This window comes from Lysinibacillus sphaericus OT4b.31 (genome assembly GCF_000392615.1).
GTDB lineage: Bacteria > Bacillota > Bacilli > Bacillales_A > Planococcaceae > Lysinibacillus > Lysinibacillus sphaericus_B.
This window is the reverse complement of record NZ_KB933398.1, coordinates 272,151-288,143: the sequence shown is the minus strand read 5'-3', so window position 1 is coordinate 288,143 and position 15,993 is coordinate 272,151. Positions and strand designations below refer to the sequence as shown.

Sequence of the window (15,993 nt, the reverse complement as noted above, 5' to 3'; positions counted from 1 at the left end):
TGACCTCCCGTGTTTTTTACGATTTAATTTATGATAGAAAGGGTATACAATTAAGTAAAGCTCATTCGTGGATGTTGGCAATTTATCTGCTTATCCAGCATGTGACGCGAATGCCTAGACATCGTTTAGAAACTGTAAAAAGTATTAACATTATTGAAATATACATGTATGCAAATTGTACTCTTTTTTAATGCGTACTAGGAGTGGATATTTATGGATTCAGGCACACATTTCGTTATGGGCATAGCCCTTGGTGGTCTTGCCTTGGTTGATCCTATGGTAGCTAACCATACAATGACCTTTACAGCTGTTATGGCAGGAACCATTATTGGGTCTCAGGCACCTGATGTCGATACCGTATTAAAGCTGCGCAACAACGCTATTTATATTCGACATCATCGGGGCATTACACATTCGTTACCGGCCGTAGTTTTATGGCCAATCTTAATTACAGCGGTTTTAGCTATTATCATTCAAGATGCAAATGTGTTTCATTTGTGGCTTTGGACTTTTTTAGCTGTAGCCTTACACGTCTTTGTGGATATTTTCAATGCTTATGGAACGCAAGCTATCCGACCATTCTCAAGAAAGTGGGTCGCCCTTGGTGTAATTAATACTTTCGATCCTATTATTTTTTCTCTACATTGCCTTGGTATATTACTTTGGGCATTCGGTGTAAATCCCGTTTGGACATTCAGCATCATGTATCTGATTATTGTGGGCTACTATATTTTACGTTTTGCTATACAAAAAGCCGTAAAAAAAGCTGTACACAATACCATTCAAGATGAAGATTATGTCATTGTAGCACCTACAATGCGTTTCTTCCATTGGCGTATTGCTGCAAAATCAAAAACGCACTATTATGTTGGGCGTGCTTATGGGCGAACTGTTAATATTTACGACAAATTTGAGATTAAACCGTTACCTAAAACACCTGCTGTTGAAGCTGCAATGAAAGACCCAAATCTCGCTGCATTTATATCGTTTTCACCATTGTATCGCTGGGAAATTTCCGAGCTTGAAAATGGCTTAACTGAAGTGCGATTAATTGATCTTCGTTACCGCAGTGACAATCGGTATCCTTTCGTTGCTGTTGCTCACTTAGACGATGACAACGAAATTATTACTTCTTATACAGGCTGGATTTTCACCGAGGATAAGCTTCAGAAAAAATTACAAATTGGAGCAAGTAATTAAAACGAAACCCTGACCATTGAGATGGCCAGGGTTTTTTTATTGCATGATGTCATCACTTGCATCAAGTAAATGGGCATATTTAGGATTGCGTCCTGCAAATTCATGGAGCTTATCGCCATAGCTTGTGATTAATTGGCGTACTAAATTTTCAGTGTAATCAGCACCTCGATAGTCATAACCAGCCTTTGCAGAAGTAGATTCGAAATCACTCCATAAAAGCTCGATCCAAACACGCGCTCGACCTGCTGACATTTGTGGATTTTTCGCAAGTAACTCTGCTGTTAGCTTATCTATTTTTTCCTGCATTTACTTACCCACCTTAACTGGTGACAACATGGATACCGGTAGAGCCTCTTGATATTTTTCCCCACCTAAACGATGGCCCCAAGCAAAACGTCCTTTTAAATAATCCACTTGAAAGAAATCGTTATCTGAGCCATCAATACGGTACATTTCCCCAGGTACAATAGTATCCAAATCTACTAAATAGGCTGCTGCCATTAATGCTTTACGCTCGTACACTGCAAATTCATTAATGATGCCAAGCTGCTCTGCCTTACGTGCTTTTTCTTTTAGCATTGCTACTTCTTCACGTAACTCATGCTCCGTCATTGCAGCGTAGTTTTTTTCGTTCATTCCTCATTCTCCTTCTCTTCTATAAAACGGTCTATTACTTCAACAGGAAACCCCTTTTGATAGAGCGCCTGCTTTGTTTTCATTTTCAGTTCATAACCAGTATACTTCGATACATACTTTTTCCAAACTTTTTCGCCTTGCACATCAAGTAACTGCTGCCATTCATCTTCTGCTTGTTCAATCTCCACCTGACCAAGTACCTCATCCACAATATTAAAAGAATAACCTTTTCGCATAAGGAAATTTTGAATTTTAGACTTAATTTGCGTCGGCGTTTTCTTTTTTTCTGAGCGAATAACCTTTTCCGCCAGCTGCGTCGCAAGTTTGACCTGCTCCTGATGGCTATATGTGCCGAGTACCTCATCTTGCAAGTTTTTATCGATTCCTTTTTTAATCAGGTCTTGGCGAATCGCTCGTGGTCCTTTTTTCATGGTGGCCTTTTTTGTGTCTAGTAGTGCTTTGGAGTAGGTCTCATCATTTAAAAAGCCATATGCCTTTAACTTTTGGATGGCTTCTAAAATAACCGCTTCACCAAACTCTAAAGTGAGCAATTTTTTCTTTACTTCATGTTCACTGCGCATTTGATAGGAAAGAAAATTTAGTCCTTTATTAAATGCTTTACGAATTTCATCTTCATAAGCTATTTCTTGAATATCAAATTCTTCAAGTATCTTCCCTTTTGTCAGGCCAAACTGAATAAGAATTGCTTCGTCTACAGGAAAAGCATATTCTTCATTTACGTATATATTATAGCGTTCTGGATTGTTTTTTTGACGCGCAATTTTCGTGATAACACGCATAACGAAACACCCCTTTATCTATCACATTATAACATCTTTTTCTTTTTACTTAGGATTGTGTATAGTGTAGGTACAATAATTGGAAATAGGAGGGTTCTTATGAATATCGCTATTTCGGGTGGTACAGGCTTTGTTGGGCAGTCACTTACAAAGTTATTACAAAATAACGGACATGAAATATTCATTTTAACACGTAGCAACTCGAGATACGAAAACGGCATTCATTATGTACAGTGGCTAAAAGATGGAGCTCGACCAGAATTGGAACTGAGCCATATCGATGCAGTTGTTAACTTAGCAGGCATTTCATTGAATAAAGGACGTTGGACAAAAAAACAAAAGAAGGCCATTTATATGAGCCGTATGGATGCTACGCTAGAAATTGTACGCATAATGGAAGAGCTTAAGCAGAAACCTAAAGTACTCGTTAATGCCAGTGCTGTCGGCATTTACCCAACCTCGACAGTTGCCACTTATTCCGAAAACTTTACCGACTATGCGACAGATTTTTTAGGATGGACTGTACAGGACTGGGAGCGCCATGCCAAACGCGCTGAAAAATTAAATGTCCGTGTAGCACTTGCACGTTTCGGTGTTATTTTAGGACGTGTTAATGGCGCCCTTCCTTCCATGCTGCTGCCCTATAAAATTCATGTTGGAGGCACGATTGGTTCGGGTAAACAATGGCTTTCATGGATACATGTAGAGGATGTTGCACGTGCTATCTATTTTGCTATTACAAATGACAACATTAACGGACCATTTAATGTCACAGCGCCAAACGCAACACGCATGAAGGAATTCGGCAAAACAATTGCTCATGTAATGGGTAGACGTCATTGGTTGCCTGTACCTAGCTTCGCACTGCGTCTTGCTCTTGGTGAGCAAAGTGTACTTGTGCTAAAAGGTCAGCAGGTACTACCTACTCTTTTAGAAAAACAACATTTTGACTTTAAATTTCCTCATTTAAAAGAGGCACTTAAAGATTTGTTATAAAAATTCAATCTGTCATCAATTTCTTATGTTTTCCTTTGTTTGTGTTAAATAGCGGTAGGATAATTTCTTAAAAAATAACGCATCCTAAAGAAAAAGAAAGGATGCGTTTTTATGTGGAGACAACATATAGTAGGTGCGGTAATCGCTACTTTTATTATTGCCGCTGCAATTAGCTACAATCCGTTTTTTGCTTCTGGTTCTGACGAATATCATTGGGGCTTTAAACGAGCGAAAGATGGAGAACAGGCAGAGGCGGGAGCACAGCTTGATAAACTGCTCAATCAATATGGTGCTATCTATAAGGGAAAAGCTGATAAAAAAGTGGCGTATTTAACCTTTGATAATGGCTACGAAAATGGCTTTACAGAAAGTATATTGGATACATTAGAAAAAGAAAAAGTTCCTGCCACTTTCTTTTTAACTGGACATTATTTAGATAGCGCCAGCGATCTTGTAAAACGCATGGTGCAAGACGGACATACAATCGGCAACCATTCCTATGGTCATCCAAATATGGCGAGATTAACGCGAGATGGCATGCGTGCTGAATGGCGAAAGTTTGATGGAAAACTACGGGAATTAACAGGAATTGATCGTACAACATATGCACGTCCTCCTGAAGGAATATTCAATGCCAAATTGTTAGAGGTTGGTAATGCAGAAGGTTATCGTCATATTTTTTGGTCTATTGCTTTTAAGGATTGGTTAAAGGATGAGCGCCGAGGAGCAGATTATGCGTACAATGCGCTGATGGATCAACTTCACCCTGGTGCTGTTATTTTAATGCATACAGTAGCACAAGATAATGCCGAAGCGTTGCCAATGTTTATTGCAGAAGCTAAGAAGCAAGGCTATACGTTTTTATCGCTCGACGATTTAGTATTAGAGTATGAAGATTTCCCTGTCGCTTTGCAATCGTCTACTCCTTAGTTATAATGGGGAGATGACATTCAATCAAATACGTCTTGACGTATTTGCGTCCAGATTTTGAAACAACGATTTTTCCTGTTCAAAATCTGTGACATCCGCCGGAAGCTTAACTTTATTCAGCAGCTCTTTACCGGTAGTGAATTGAATACTGTGTGCATAAATCTCTCTAAGTAAGAGAGATTTTTGCTGAATAAGGTTAAAGGACGTGGAACGCTTGACGCAACAAACAGCAATAGAAGTGGGACAAAAATTCCCATTAACAATAAAAAGACTTGGCATTAACGGTGAAGGTGTTGGCTTTTATAAACGCAATGTCGTTTTCGTAAAAGGCGCTATTCCTGGAGAAGAAATTACTGCCCAAGTCACAAAAACACAACGTAATTTCGCTGAAGCAGAAATATTAACGTTTCGTAATACCTCAAAATATCGTCAGGAAGCACCTTGCCCTGTTTATAATGAGTGTGGCGGCTGTCAGCTTCAGCATATGACTTATGAAAAACAACTAATTGAAAAACGTGATATCGTTATTCAAGCATTAGAGCGCTATGCAAAACCCCTAGTTGGGACTGTTGAAGTTCGCAAAACATTGGGTATGGACAATCCGTGGAACTACCGCAACAAAAGTCAGTTCCAAGTACGAAAAGAAGGCAAACGTGTTTATGCAGGGCTTTTCGCAGAAGGTAGCAACCAATTACTCAATATTAATGATTGTCTAGTACAACACCCCATCACATCGAAAATTACAGTCGCAACACGTAAAGTTTTACAAAAGCTCAATATTACGATCTACGATGGTCGAACGCTAGACGGTTTAGTGCGTACAATCGTTGTGCGTACAGGAATCCGCACTGGTGAAACACAGGTCGTACTTGTGACGACACGTAAGGATATTCCACATTTGGCTGAGCTGATTACACGTATTAAAAAAATTGATCCGAGCATCGTGTCAATTGCACAAAATATAAACCGTGAAAAAACATCATTGATTTTTGGCGATGAAACAATTGTCCTTGATGGCAAAGAAACAATTCATGAGGAGCTTGGCGAATTAGCATTTGACCTATCTGCTCGTGCATTCTTCCAACTAAACCCAATACAAACCGTTCATTTATATGATGAAATCAAAAAAGCAGCGGCATTAACAGGCAAGGAAACTATTGTTGATGCATACTGCGGTGTGGGCACAATCGGTTTATGGCTAGCGGATAAAGCAAAAGAGGTTCGCGGTATGGACGTCATCCCAGAAAGCATTCAAGATGCACGCAAAAATGCGCGCAATCATGGCTTCACACATACAAAATATGCCGTCGGTACAGCAGAAAGTGTCTTAGCAAAATGGCGCAAGGAAGGCTTCACACCTGACGTAATTACAGTAGATCCACCACGCACAGGTCTTGCGCCTGAATTTATTCGTACCGTACTTAAGCTAAAACCACAGCGCTTTGTTTATACATCTTGTAACCCTTCGACTTTGGCAAAGGATTTACAGGAATTATCAAAGCTGTATGATGTCGAATACATTCAACCGGTTGATATGTTTGCACAGACTGCACAGGTGGAATGCATTTGCAACATGGTTCTTAAAGCAGAACATCGAAAATGATATTTAATTTTTTATAATTTTGGCGACTGGATTAAGCGTACTCTACATTTTGTAGACTACGCTTTTTTTCTTTTTATAGCCTCTCCTACAGTTTTTAGATAAACAATTGAATTTAGATGATACCGAGGAATTCAATCGTTCGAGTAGATGATGAAGATTAAAAATCAGAGATAAGTTACACTGATAATGGGTAATGAAGAACAAACAATAGACTTTTACTTCTCCATAGATTATATTAATAATAGGTATTTTTTAGAAGAATCGGAAAAATTTACATGAATTGTTTTTTGAATTTATGGAAATTAGAGAACTAAGAGTATACAGTTTTTAACGATTCTTACTAAAGAGTATTAGTTATCAATAATCAGAGGGAGAGAAGAAAATGAAAATTTCCAGTAAGTTATTATCTATTTTTTGTTCTATAACATTAATATTAACACTGTTTTTTATTAATGTTACAGAATCGTCTGCAAGTGAATTAGATGCCGATGTCAATTCTGGATTAGCAGAAGGTGAAGTAGTTGTTGATTTTACAGATGTGGTTCTTGATGATGAATTAATAGGTACAGAGGTTCCTTTTGAAGAAGAGATTTCTCCATTTGAAATTACTCCATTTGAAAGACAGTTAATGTGGTTTGGTACGTCTTCAACTTATGAAGGTTTAACATATGGCCCATGGAATTATGCTGGAGCTTCTACGGTAAGTGGAGGATCATTGAGTGCATCTCACACTAAAACTGTTGCTCATAAATATTCTGGTACACTTAAGATTCCAGTAAAAAAACTAGAAAGTGTAGTGGGTTTCGATGTTACTTTATCATGGTCGGAATCAGTAAGTTATCGTTCTAAGACTTATGATAGCGGAAATTACCGTTTAGAATATAGACATGTGTACAAAAAGTATAAAGTTACACAAGAACAAAAATATGATAGTCGTGGAAAAACTTATGATACAAAATATGTTTACCCTGAACAATGGGTAGAACGTCAGTATAGAGTAGTTCAATTTTAAAAAGAAAAGAGCAATAAAGTTATGATTAAAAGTATTTATGGTTCTATTTTTCTTATTATCGCGGCTATACTTTATTCGACTAGGTACATATGCGCTTCGATTGGTGTCTCACTTAGTGGTACTTGGTCTACAGAAGAATTTAATGTGTTTCTTGAAAATGTTCCCAATAATTTATTGATACTCAGTATTATTTCTTTATTAATAGGATTTGTATTTATTGTGTGGAGTGTTTTAAATCTAAAAGGTAACGATAATAACTAAATTATTTAGTGATGGAACTGTTTCTGTTCAAGTGGAATGTGTAGCGAAGCTTGTGTTGAAGAATAAGTAATAAAAAAGGGCGTCTCAAAGAAATTTTGAGACGCTCTTTTTGCTTAGTAGTTCTTCTAGTGCCGCGGGTATTCCTTCTTGTTTCGCGGGTATCTTGTGTGCTTTCGCGGGTATTTCACCTTATTCCGCGGGTATCTCATAATCTATTTGATTTCTGCGCAGATTTTCTGTATAATGATTTCTTAGGTGCCAAACCTACGTGGCATGGACGGAACATCCGTGTCACACCGAAAAACGCCATTACAGCACGGATTTGCTGGGCGTTTTTTGTTTTTATGAGCGGGAGATGAGCCCCGCTCTTTTATTTTACATACAAAAGCGACCACGACATTAAACTGTCATTGGTCGCTTGTTTTTATTTTTCCCGAATATGAGTAAAACAAGTGCTACAGTTAACAATAGCAGTGCCACTAGTAAAAGGAAGCTATAATTTTTTACGAATTCTAGATAGATACCGCCTAAAAATGGCCCTGTTAAACTACCAATACTTAAGGCAATTCCACAAAGAAGGTTTCCGGTTGGTAGCAATTCCTTCGGTGTTAAATCAGCCATATATGTAATACCTAGTGAAAACATCGAACCGACAAGTGTCCCCGCGCAGAAAAATGCGATAGCCACTGCCATTTGTGAATGTTCTAAAAAACTTGCAATAGCGAAAAGAATGGCCCCGCCAAATGAGCCTGTCATCAGGACAATCCGCCGTCCGATTTTATCGCCCAGTGCACCAAGTGGCACTTGGGTTAAAATACCACCAAACGTAAAGACCGATAAAATTATCGGAATCATGTCGACTTCAAAACCCTTACGCAATGCATATACAGGGAATAAGGCGTTTAATGAGGATTCTAAAAATCCATAAACAAATGGTCCTAAAAATGCAATCCATCCAAATAAAATCGCGGCTTTATAACGATTCCATCCCCTCGCATTCATGTCACCAGTTAAACGCTCTGGCTTTTCATTGCGTAAGAAGAAAACAAATGACCAGGCAAATAAACACATAATAGATGACACAATGAATGGCATGGCTTCTGAAATTTGTATCAGGCGTACCATCAATGGTCCAACTGCAAAACCCATGCTAAAGGACAAGCCATAAATCGCCATTCCCTTCCCTAAGCTTTTATGGTCCGTTGTGCTAGTAATCCACGTCTGTGTCGCATAGTGTAAGGCATGGTCCCCTACTCCAATGAATAAACGGAGGATAAACCAGAATGTCACACTTTTCCATAAAGGAAAGACGAGGAGTGAGACGAAAACAAGTGCACCTCCAATTAAGATAATTGGCTTGTAGCCCCATTTTCGTAAAGGCTGTTCGATAAACGGTGAAATCAATAAAGTTCCTATGTATAGCCCTGTCGCATTTAAACCATTTAATGCGGAGGATACACCATCTCGCTCAAAAATAATCGAAATAAGTGGTAAAAGCATGCCTTGTGAAAAACCTGAAATCGATACAATTAACACTAAAATAGCAAATCTTTTTCTGCTGTAATCTGAGAAGTACGTCATTTTTTCCTCCAACATCAATTCATCTTCCACATAACAGCATACCAAAAAGCCTTAGCGCTCACCACATGTGATTTTACGCTAAGGCTTAACTAACACTTATCTCCATTCAACTTGTATAAACACGAATTTCGGCTTTTTTTACAACACCGATTACTTGTTTAAACTCCCTCCTTTTCGAGTTAGAGTTCACCGTTTTCTTTGATCAGCTCCTTTACTATTTCTTAATACAACATTAACACAGCACAACAATATTGTAAATATTCAGATTACTAGTTTTTTAAAATAATCACTTAGTCCTAGGTTCTTGCCTAAGCATTGAAATTTAACATAAAATCGGCTACTATGGAATGGATGAAATGAGGTGTATGCATGTCAAAGCCAATCACTGATAAAGAACAACAAGTGACCTATTTAAAAGAACGTCTTGAAATTTTTTTAGAAGTTTTAGATGCCATCGATCCTGAAACAACTGAGTTAGAAGATATCGATCGTTTAATTCAAATGATGGATGATTTAGAAGACAAAATGGAGCAATTCAACGCTCGTGAAAAATAATTGTAAAAAGCAAGCGGGTGTTATTACCCGCTTGCTTTTTAATGGCAGTCCCAATTATAGAGAACACGGCTAAAATCTCTTCGCTTTAGCTCATCCTCTGTTATAAAAAAGTTGCCTACTCCGGCATCTCCCCACATTATGTGGTCTCCCACACTATCCACCTGTAATAATAAAATCTGCGAATCTGTATTTTCTCCGTATGCTCGAGGATCTTCTTGTGTGAAAAATGGATAACCACCGATTTTATGACCAGTGCTATCCAATGTTTCATAAAACTCATCCATTAGATCATCATCCTCTTCTATACACGCAAAAATAGCTGCGTAGTGCGTAGTGCCTCGGAAATCATTTGCAGATAATGCTTCATAACCCGTTTCAAAGGACAACGCCATTTCTTTTTCAACCGGAAAGTACATGTCTTCTTTGTTAGTATCGACAAATGAGAAGTCTTGTATTAATTGTGACGCATCCACCTCAATCTGTTCGTGAAAAATGATACGAAAACCTTGCTGATTTTGGCCATTATCAAAATTCATTCCTAAAACATCATCATGTGCATCGATATAAAATTGCAAAATTCCCTCTGTTGGAAAGTTTGGCACATGCTTCGGCACATATGCAAAATTAATTTGCGCTAATAGTTTTAATGGTTGCCCTTCGGCATTTTTCGGATACGCCATTGTCAGCGGAAAATACGGCTCCCCTTCAAATTTGCTTTCAAATAAGGATGTCTTTCGTTGCTCTGTTACTATATTTATAAATGGTTGTATCGTTTCTTCCATCACTTCTCTAAATCTTTCAAATGCTTCAGGTAATTCAAGTTTCTTTACAGACATACACGTACCCCCTAAAGTAGTTTTACCACCATTTTAGAACAAACGTTCTTTGTTAGCAAGTGTCTTTTTTATGAATGCGTCTTTAATTCCGAGTACAAGTAGAAGTACTCTTTTTTTCATTAGTCTAAAAGAGTATAATGTAGTGTGGAAATAATCAATTTTTTCTATGGGGGGCAATACCAAATGAATCTACAAACTTTGGAGAAAAGTCTTTACAATTTAATTACTGAAACGTCTACGAACTTACCTAAAGACGTGCGTCGCGCTATTAAAAAGGCCAAAGAAGCTGAAAATGCTGGCACACGTGCAGCAATGAGTTTAGACACAATTTCAAATAATATTATTATGGCAGAAGATAACGTATCACCAATCTGTCAAGATACTGGTCTACCAACATTCAAAATTTACACGCCTGTTGGTGTAAACCAATTAGAAATTAAAGAAGCCATTAAAAAAGCTATTAATGACACATCGGCTGACGCTAAATTACGTCCAAATGCTGTTGATTCATTAACTGGCGCAAACAGTGGTAATAATCTTGGTGATGGTCTACCTGTTATGAAGTTCGAACAATGGGAAAAAGACTATATTACGATTAAATTAATTCTTAAAGGTGGCGGCTGTGAAAATAAAAATATCCAGTACAGCTTACCATGTGAGATTGATGGCCTTGGCCGCGCTGGTCGTGACTTAGATGGTATCCGCAAGTGTATCCTTCACTCTGTATATCAAGCACAAGGTCAAGGATGTTCAGCAGGATTCATCGGTGTTGGAATCGGTGGTGACCGTTCTTCTGGATATGATCTTGCAAAAGAACAATTATTCCGTCATGTAGAAGATACAAACCCAAATCCAGATCTTGCAAAACTAGAAGAATATGTAGTAAAAACTTCAAATACATTCGGTATCGGTACAATGGGCTTCGGCGGTGAAGCAACTTTACTTGGCTGTAAAATAGGCGTTATGCACCGTATTCCTGCTTCTTTCTATGTATCTGTAGCATATAACTGTTGGGCATACCGTCGTATGGCAATCGACATCAATCCTGAAACAGGTGAAATCATTAACTGGCACTACCAAGATGGTGAAAAAATCACATTCAAAGAAAATGAAGTTGCTGCAACAGCAGAAGATAATTCAACAGATGTAGTTGAACTAACTGCACCTATTACTGAAGAACAAATTCGTGCATTAAAAGTGGGTGACGTTGTTGCTATCACTGGTCGCATGTATACTGGCCGTGACGCAATCCACCATCACTTAATGAGTCATGATGCACCAGTTGATCTAAATGGACAAGTTATTTATCACTGCGGCCCAGTAATGGCCAAAGACGAAGAGGACAACTGGACAGTTAAGGCTGCTGGTCCAACTACTTCTATTCGTGAGGAGCCATACCAAGGAGACATCATGAAAAAATTTGGTATCCGTGCTGTAATTGGTAAAGGCGGTATGGGACCAAAAACATTAAAAGCTCTTGGCGAACATGGTGGCGTATACTTAAATGCAATCGGTGGCGCTGCACAGTACTATGCAGATTGTATTAAAGGTGTAGATGGCGTTGACTTAATGGAATTTGGTATTCCAGAAGCTATGTGGCATTTAAATGTTGAAGGCTTCACAGCAGTCGTTACAATGGATTCACACGGTAACTCATTACACGCTGATGTAGACAAATCCTCGCTAGAGAAACTAGCCCTTCACGCTGAACGCATTTTCTAATAAGGCTAGCATTCCTTTAGTTATTTTAAGTAATAATTAATTGTAATTTCTGCACAAAATCGAGTAGGAGGGAGTGATTAACTCCCGACCTCTCACACCACCGTACGTACGGTTCCGTATACGGCGGTTCAATTAAGATGAATAACGCAAAGTTTCGTACTATGACCTCTGCTGACTTCTGATGGTTCAGCTACTTGTCACCAAGTAGGTTATGAAGGGTACTTCACGTTTCCATCAGACCTCCCCGGGTAAGCGTATGCACTTTCACACCATCTATCCGCCTCATTTACTCGATATGACCTTCGACAGAAAGGACTTTGTTTTGTAATGCAAACTCATCCAATCATACCTAGCCTTATATGAGATTCGTGTTCCTCGGACCGGTGTTTTGCCTCCAGCTTCCTTCAGATTCCGCGTCGCCACGGACACCCTTGCTCTTGGCTAACCTCTACTTCTGTCTTCGGGGTTCGGGACTTGCACCCTATAGTTCATACGCATGCCGGGCGCACATTTAAAGGCACAGAATATTCCTAGTGAATATTCTGTGCCTTTTTTTCTATTCTGGACAAATTATCGAAAAGATCTTTTGTATGTAAAGCAAAAACCATTAACTTAAAGCGGAGTATCCGCACGTCTGACAAACATGCTGTTTGCCCCAAAGCCAGTCAGCGGACACACCCGGAAAACGCTCAGCCAAAATGGCATCACCCCCGCGCAAAGGTGATCAACTAAATAATTCGATGCCTCATTGACAGCCTTTAACGATACTCATCAACTTCTTACTTTCTTTTTCCAAATTCCTTTGTTATAATAATTCTAAATTACAAAGAAAGAAGTAAAATTTCTTTCTAACTATAAAAAACTGAATTTCTTTGTTTATTAAGGGTTTTGATATTGATTTTCATTATCAGGAGGGATATAAATGGATTACTCTAATCAAGAAAATATTAATCTAATTGAGAAAGCAAAAGAACATGCTGAACTAATTGCCGCTATCGTAGCAGGATTTTTCATTTTACTTGCTTGGCGTTTGGATTCTAGCGATCAAACAACCGCTTCCGTTCTTTTATATATGATTGCATTTTGTGTCGGGGGTTTTGCGAAAGCAAAAGAAGGTGTTGAAGAAACACTTGCAGATAAAAAGTTGAATGTCGAACTACTTATGGTATTAGCCGCAATCGGTTCAGCTGCAATCGGCTACTGGACTGAAGGAGCCATCTTGATTTTTATCTTTGCTGTAAGTGGTGCATTAGAGACATATGCCATGAATAAAAGTCATCGTGAAATTTCAGCACTGATGAATTTACAACCTGAAGAGGCTTGGCTAGTACGTGGTGGCTTTGAGCCAATGAAAGTTGCAGTTGCTACATTAACTATTGGTGACCACCTACTTATTAAACCTGGTGAACGTGTACCAGCAGATGGTGTGATTTTCAAAGGACAGTCTTCTATTGACGAATCAGCTATTAGCGGTGAGCCTCTCCCTGTTGCTAAAGGCGAAGGCGATGAGGTATTCGCAGGAACAGTCAACTTAAACGGTGCGATTACAATGGAAATGACAAAGCCAAATTCTGAAACATTGTTTCAAAAAATTATTAGCCTTGTGCAAAGTGCGCAAAGTGAAAAATCACCTTCTCAACAATTCATCGAGAAATTTGAAGGTACTTATGTAAAGTTCGTATTACTGACGGTTGCTCTTATGATGTTTCTCCCCCACTTTTTACTTGGTTGGGACTGGACAACAACGTTTTACCGAGCAATGGTCTTGTTAGTAGTTGCATCACCTTGTGCGCTTGTCGCATCGATTATGCCAGCCACACTAGCTGCCATTTCAAACGGAGCTAAAAATGGCTTGCTATTTAAAGGCGGTTTACATTTAGAACATTTAAGCGTATTACGTGCATTAGCAGTAGATAAAACAGGTACTTTAACACTAGGGAAACCAGTCGTCACTGATTTCATCGTTCGCGAAGGATTGGATAGAGGTACGACAATGAGCATCCTTGCAAGTATTGAAGCACAGTCGAATCACCCATTAGCACAAGCCATCACTTCCTATGCAAAAGCTGAAGGTTTCACGCAATATGCACAGACAACTATTGAAGACATACCTGGCTGGGGGATAAAGGGCTTTGTCAATGAAACGGAGTATTTAGTGGGGAAACCAGACTTTGTAGGCAGAGAAGAAGCCCATGCATTTGCAGATGGTGCCGCAGCTTTACTTGCCGCAGAAGGAAAAACAGTTATTTTCATTCGTGACAACGAAGGCATCGTTGCACTTACCGCTTTAAAGGATACTGTTCGTAATGAAGCAAAAAAAGCCATTACATTACTAAAAGAGTTAGGTATTAATGTAGTCATGCTCACAGGCGACAATGAAAAAACTGCAAAGGTCATTGCAAAAGAAGCAGGCGTAAATGATTATGTAGCGGAATGTCTTCCTGAAACAAAAGTTACTGAAATGAAAGACCTTCTTCGTCAATATAAATACGTAGGCATGGTTGGAGATGGCATTAATGATGCTCCTGCTTTAGCAACTGCCACTACTGGCATTGCGATGGGAGAAGGTACCGACGTTGCTTTAGAAACTGCAGATGTAGTTTTAATGAAAAATGACTTATCTAAGATTGCCTATGCTGTTCGCCTATCGCGCAAAATGCAACGTATCGTCAAACAAAATATCATGTTCTCTATCGGTATCATTATATTATTAATAGCTTCTAACTTTTTACAGCTTGTTGACTTGCCACTAGGTGTGATTGGTCATGAAGGTAGTACGATTCTTGTTATTTTAAATGGCTTACGTATGCTTAATAAAAATGTATAACAGCAGTGTTTTTCCAACGCTAGTCACGCTACTCCCTATACGTAAAACAGCCTCACATCACAAAATTGTGATAGTGGGGCTGTGTTATTGTCATGATAATTTTTGTAATTTGCGATGCTCATCCGGCTATTTTTGTAATGCTCTTTTTTGCATTGTGGCATTCAATACACCACCAAATATTAAAATCATTCCTGTGAAATACAGCCATAGCATTAAAATAATGACACCGCCTATACTACCGTATGTAGCAGAATAGTTTCCAAAATTACTAATGTAAAAAGAAAAACCATATGTTACTGCCAACCAAGCAAGTGTAGAGAACATTGCCCCTGGCCACACGCCCATTAATTTCAAACGTGGATCTGTATTCGGTACAAACCAGTAAATGCCCATTAAAACAGCAAAAATCAGTAATGGTGGCATGAACAAGCGTATATTATGCCAAAGGGATGCAAATTCTTCTTCTATTCCGACTATCGAAAATAAAAAATGTCCAATTTGTTGTCCAAAAACCGGTAATAGCAGGGCGACACCTAATACGATTACAAACGCTATTGTAAAGACTAGGGATAACCCTCGATCTAAGATGCCTCCCCTGCTTTCCGTATCATAGGCTTTGTTTAAAGCCCTAATCAAGGCATTAATTCCCTTGGAAGCGGACCATATTGTACCGATTACACCAATGGATAACAAACTGCTATTGCGATTTGTTAATACTTCGTTTAATGTATTTTCGATCAATCGATATACTTCATCTGGCACGACATTCACTAAAAAAGAATAAACTTGTGTTGTTTCTAAATTTAGATATGGTAACAGTGTAACTAGGAAAATAAGTAGTGGGAAGAAAGATAGTAAAAAGAAATACGCCAGTTGTGCGGCAAGAGCTGATATTTCCACGCGTTGTATTCGTAGCATCAAATCTTGTACAAAGCCCTTTGGCGTCATGACATCTACAGAATCTTCATTTGGAGAGACAAACGATTTGACTAAACCAAATGCTGTATTCACCGAGACTTTCTTCTTTTCCATAC

14 protein-coding genes are annotated in these 15,993 nt (G+C 38.7%); 8 read left to right on the top strand and 6 right to left on the bottom strand.

The features are described from left to right. The first annotated feature begins 213 nt into the window (after positions 1-213). Complete coding sequence (locus tag H131_RS01340) at positions 214-1,200, top strand: metal-dependent hydrolase (RefSeq protein WP_010857242.1); 987 nt, start codon at positions 214-216, stop codon at positions 1,198-1,200. 36 nt (positions 1,201-1,236) lie between these two features. On the opposite strand, the gene H131_RS01335 is transcribed toward H131_RS01340, so the two are convergent. The 3 genes from H131_RS01335 to recX are packed head-to-tail and all read right to left on the bottom strand — an operon-like array spanning position 1,237 to position 2,636. Then, the gene (locus H131_RS01335; RefSeq protein WP_010857241.1) at positions 1,237-1,506 is read right to left on the bottom strand and encodes a YfhJ family protein; all 270 of its coding nucleotides are present in this window, start codon (positions 1,504-1,506) and stop codon (positions 1,237-1,239) included. Continuing rightward, positions 1,507-1,836: a YfhH family protein gene (locus H131_RS01330; RefSeq protein WP_010857240.1), complete on the bottom strand. Its 330-nt coding sequence runs from the start codon at positions 1,834-1,836 to the stop codon at positions 1,507-1,509. It abuts the gene before it with no gap. After that, positions 1,833-2,636, bottom strand: a complete 804-nt coding sequence (recX, locus tag H131_RS01325) for a recombination regulator RecX (RefSeq protein WP_010857239.1) — start codon at positions 2,634-2,636, stop codon at positions 1,833-1,835. Before recX ends, H131_RS01330 begins: the two co-directional genes overlap by 4 nt. Before the next feature lie 99 nt (positions 2,637-2,735). On the opposite strand from recX, the gene H131_RS01320 reads away from it, so the two are divergent. The 4 genes from H131_RS01320 (at position 2,736) to H131_RS01305 (ending at position 7,177) form a co-directional block, all read left to right on the top strand. Then, positions 2,736-3,632, top strand: coding sequence for a TIGR01777 family oxidoreductase (locus H131_RS01320; protein ID WP_010857238.1), 897 nt, complete (start codon positions 2,736-2,738; stop codon positions 3,630-3,632). Positions 3,633-3,743: 111 nt separating this feature from the next. Further along, positions 3,744-4,562, top strand: a complete 819-nt coding sequence (locus H131_RS01315) for a polysaccharide deacetylase family protein (RefSeq protein ID WP_010857237.1) — start codon at positions 3,744-3,746, stop codon at positions 4,560-4,562. 214 nt (positions 4,563-4,776) lie between these two features. Then, the gene (gene rlmD, locus H131_RS01310) at positions 4,777-6,165 is read left to right on the top strand and encodes a 23S rRNA (uracil(1939)-C(5))-methyltransferase RlmD (RefSeq protein ID WP_010857236.1); all 1,389 of its coding nucleotides are present in this window, start codon (positions 4,777-4,779) and stop codon (positions 6,163-6,165) included. Between the two features lie 382 nt (positions 6,166-6,547). Next, positions 6,548-7,177 (top strand): hypothetical protein, encoded by a 630-nt coding sequence (locus H131_RS01305; protein WP_010857235.1) that lies wholly within the window; start codon positions 6,548-6,550, stop codon positions 7,175-7,177. 660 nt (positions 7,178-7,837) lie between these two features. Here the strand turns inward: H131_RS01305 and H131_RS01295 are convergent. Then, positions 7,838-9,019, bottom strand: coding sequence for an MFS transporter (locus H131_RS01295; RefSeq protein WP_036130908.1), 1,182 nt, complete (start codon positions 9,017-9,019; stop codon positions 7,838-7,840). Between the two features lie 369 nt (positions 9,020-9,388). Here H131_RS01295 and H131_RS01290 point away from each other — a divergent pair, with 369 nt between their 5' ends. Further along, on the top strand, positions 9,389-9,574 hold the full coding sequence (locus H131_RS01290) for an SE1561 family protein (RefSeq protein WP_010857232.1): 186 nt from the start codon (positions 9,389-9,391) through the stop codon (positions 9,572-9,574). 38 nt (positions 9,575-9,612) lie between these two features. Here the strand turns inward: H131_RS01290 and H131_RS01285 are convergent, their stop codons facing one another. Further along, entirely contained in the window at positions 9,613-10,410 is a 798-nt protein-coding gene (locus H131_RS01285) for a YwqG family protein (protein ID WP_010857231.1), read from the bottom strand. 183 nt (positions 10,411-10,593) lie between these two features. On the opposite strand from H131_RS01285, the gene H131_RS01280 reads away from it, so the two are divergent. Together H131_RS01280 and H131_RS01275 are read left to right on the top strand one after the other, a co-directional pair. Further along, positions 10,594-12,132, top strand: a complete 1,539-nt coding sequence (locus H131_RS01280; protein ID WP_010857230.1) for a fumarate hydratase — start codon at positions 10,594-10,596, stop codon at positions 12,130-12,132. A 922-nt stretch (positions 12,133-13,054) separates the two neighbouring features. Continuing rightward, positions 13,055-14,959, top strand: a complete 1,905-nt coding sequence (locus H131_RS01275; protein ID WP_010857229.1) for a heavy metal translocating P-type ATPase — start codon at positions 13,055-13,057, stop codon at positions 14,957-14,959. A gap of 126 nt (positions 14,960-15,085) precedes the next feature. On the opposite strand, the gene H131_RS01270 is transcribed toward H131_RS01275, so the two are convergent. After that, positions 15,086-15,991, bottom strand: a complete 906-nt coding sequence (locus tag H131_RS01270; RefSeq protein WP_010857228.1) for a YihY/virulence factor BrkB family protein — start codon at positions 15,989-15,991, stop codon at positions 15,086-15,088. Positions 15,992-15,993 lie beyond the last annotated feature (2 nt).

Excerpts from the sequence above, each read along its gene's own strand:
- H131_RS01340 (WP_010857242.1), top strand. The coding sequence starts at position 214 with ATGGATTCAGGCACACATTTCGTTATGGGCATAGCCCTTGGTGGTCTT.
- H131_RS01335 (WP_010857241.1), bottom strand. The coding sequence starts at position 1,506 with ATGCAGGAAAAAATAGATAAGCTAACAGCAGAGTTACTTGCGAAAAAT.
- H131_RS01330 (WP_010857240.1), bottom strand. The coding sequence starts at position 1,836 with ATGAACGAAAAAAACTACGCTGCAATGACGGAGCATGAGTTACGTGAA.
- recX (WP_010857239.1), bottom strand. The coding sequence starts at position 2,636 with ATGCGTGTTATCACGAAAATTGCGCGTCAAAAAAACAATCCAGAACGC.
- H131_RS01320 (WP_010857238.1), top strand. The coding sequence starts at position 2,736 with ATGAATATCGCTATTTCGGGTGGTACAGGCTTTGTTGGGCAGTCACTT.
- H131_RS01315 (WP_010857237.1), top strand. The coding sequence starts at position 3,744 with ATGTGGAGACAACATATAGTAGGTGCGGTAATCGCTACTTTTATTATT.
- H131_RS01305 (WP_010857235.1), top strand. The coding sequence starts at position 6,548 with ATGAAAATTTCCAGTAAGTTATTATCTATTTTTTGTTCTATAACATTA.
- H131_RS01295 (WP_036130908.1), bottom strand. The coding sequence starts at position 9,019 with ATGACGTACTTCTCAGATTACAGCAGAAAAAGATTTGCTATTTTAGTG.
- H131_RS01290 (WP_010857232.1), top strand. The coding sequence starts at position 9,389 with ATGTCAAAGCCAATCACTGATAAAGAACAACAAGTGACCTATTTAAAA.
- H131_RS01285 (WP_010857231.1), bottom strand. The coding sequence starts at position 10,410 with ATGTCTGTAAAGAAACTTGAATTACCTGAAGCATTTGAAAGATTTAGA.
- H131_RS01280 (WP_010857230.1), top strand. The coding sequence starts at position 10,594 with ATGAATCTACAAACTTTGGAGAAAAGTCTTTACAATTTAATTACTGAA.
- H131_RS01275 (WP_010857229.1), top strand. The coding sequence starts at position 13,055 with ATGGATTACTCTAATCAAGAAAATATTAATCTAATTGAGAAAGCAAAA.
- H131_RS01270 (WP_010857228.1), bottom strand. The coding sequence starts at position 15,991 with ATGGAAAAGAAGAAAGTCTCGGTGAATACAGCATTTGGTTTAGTCAAA.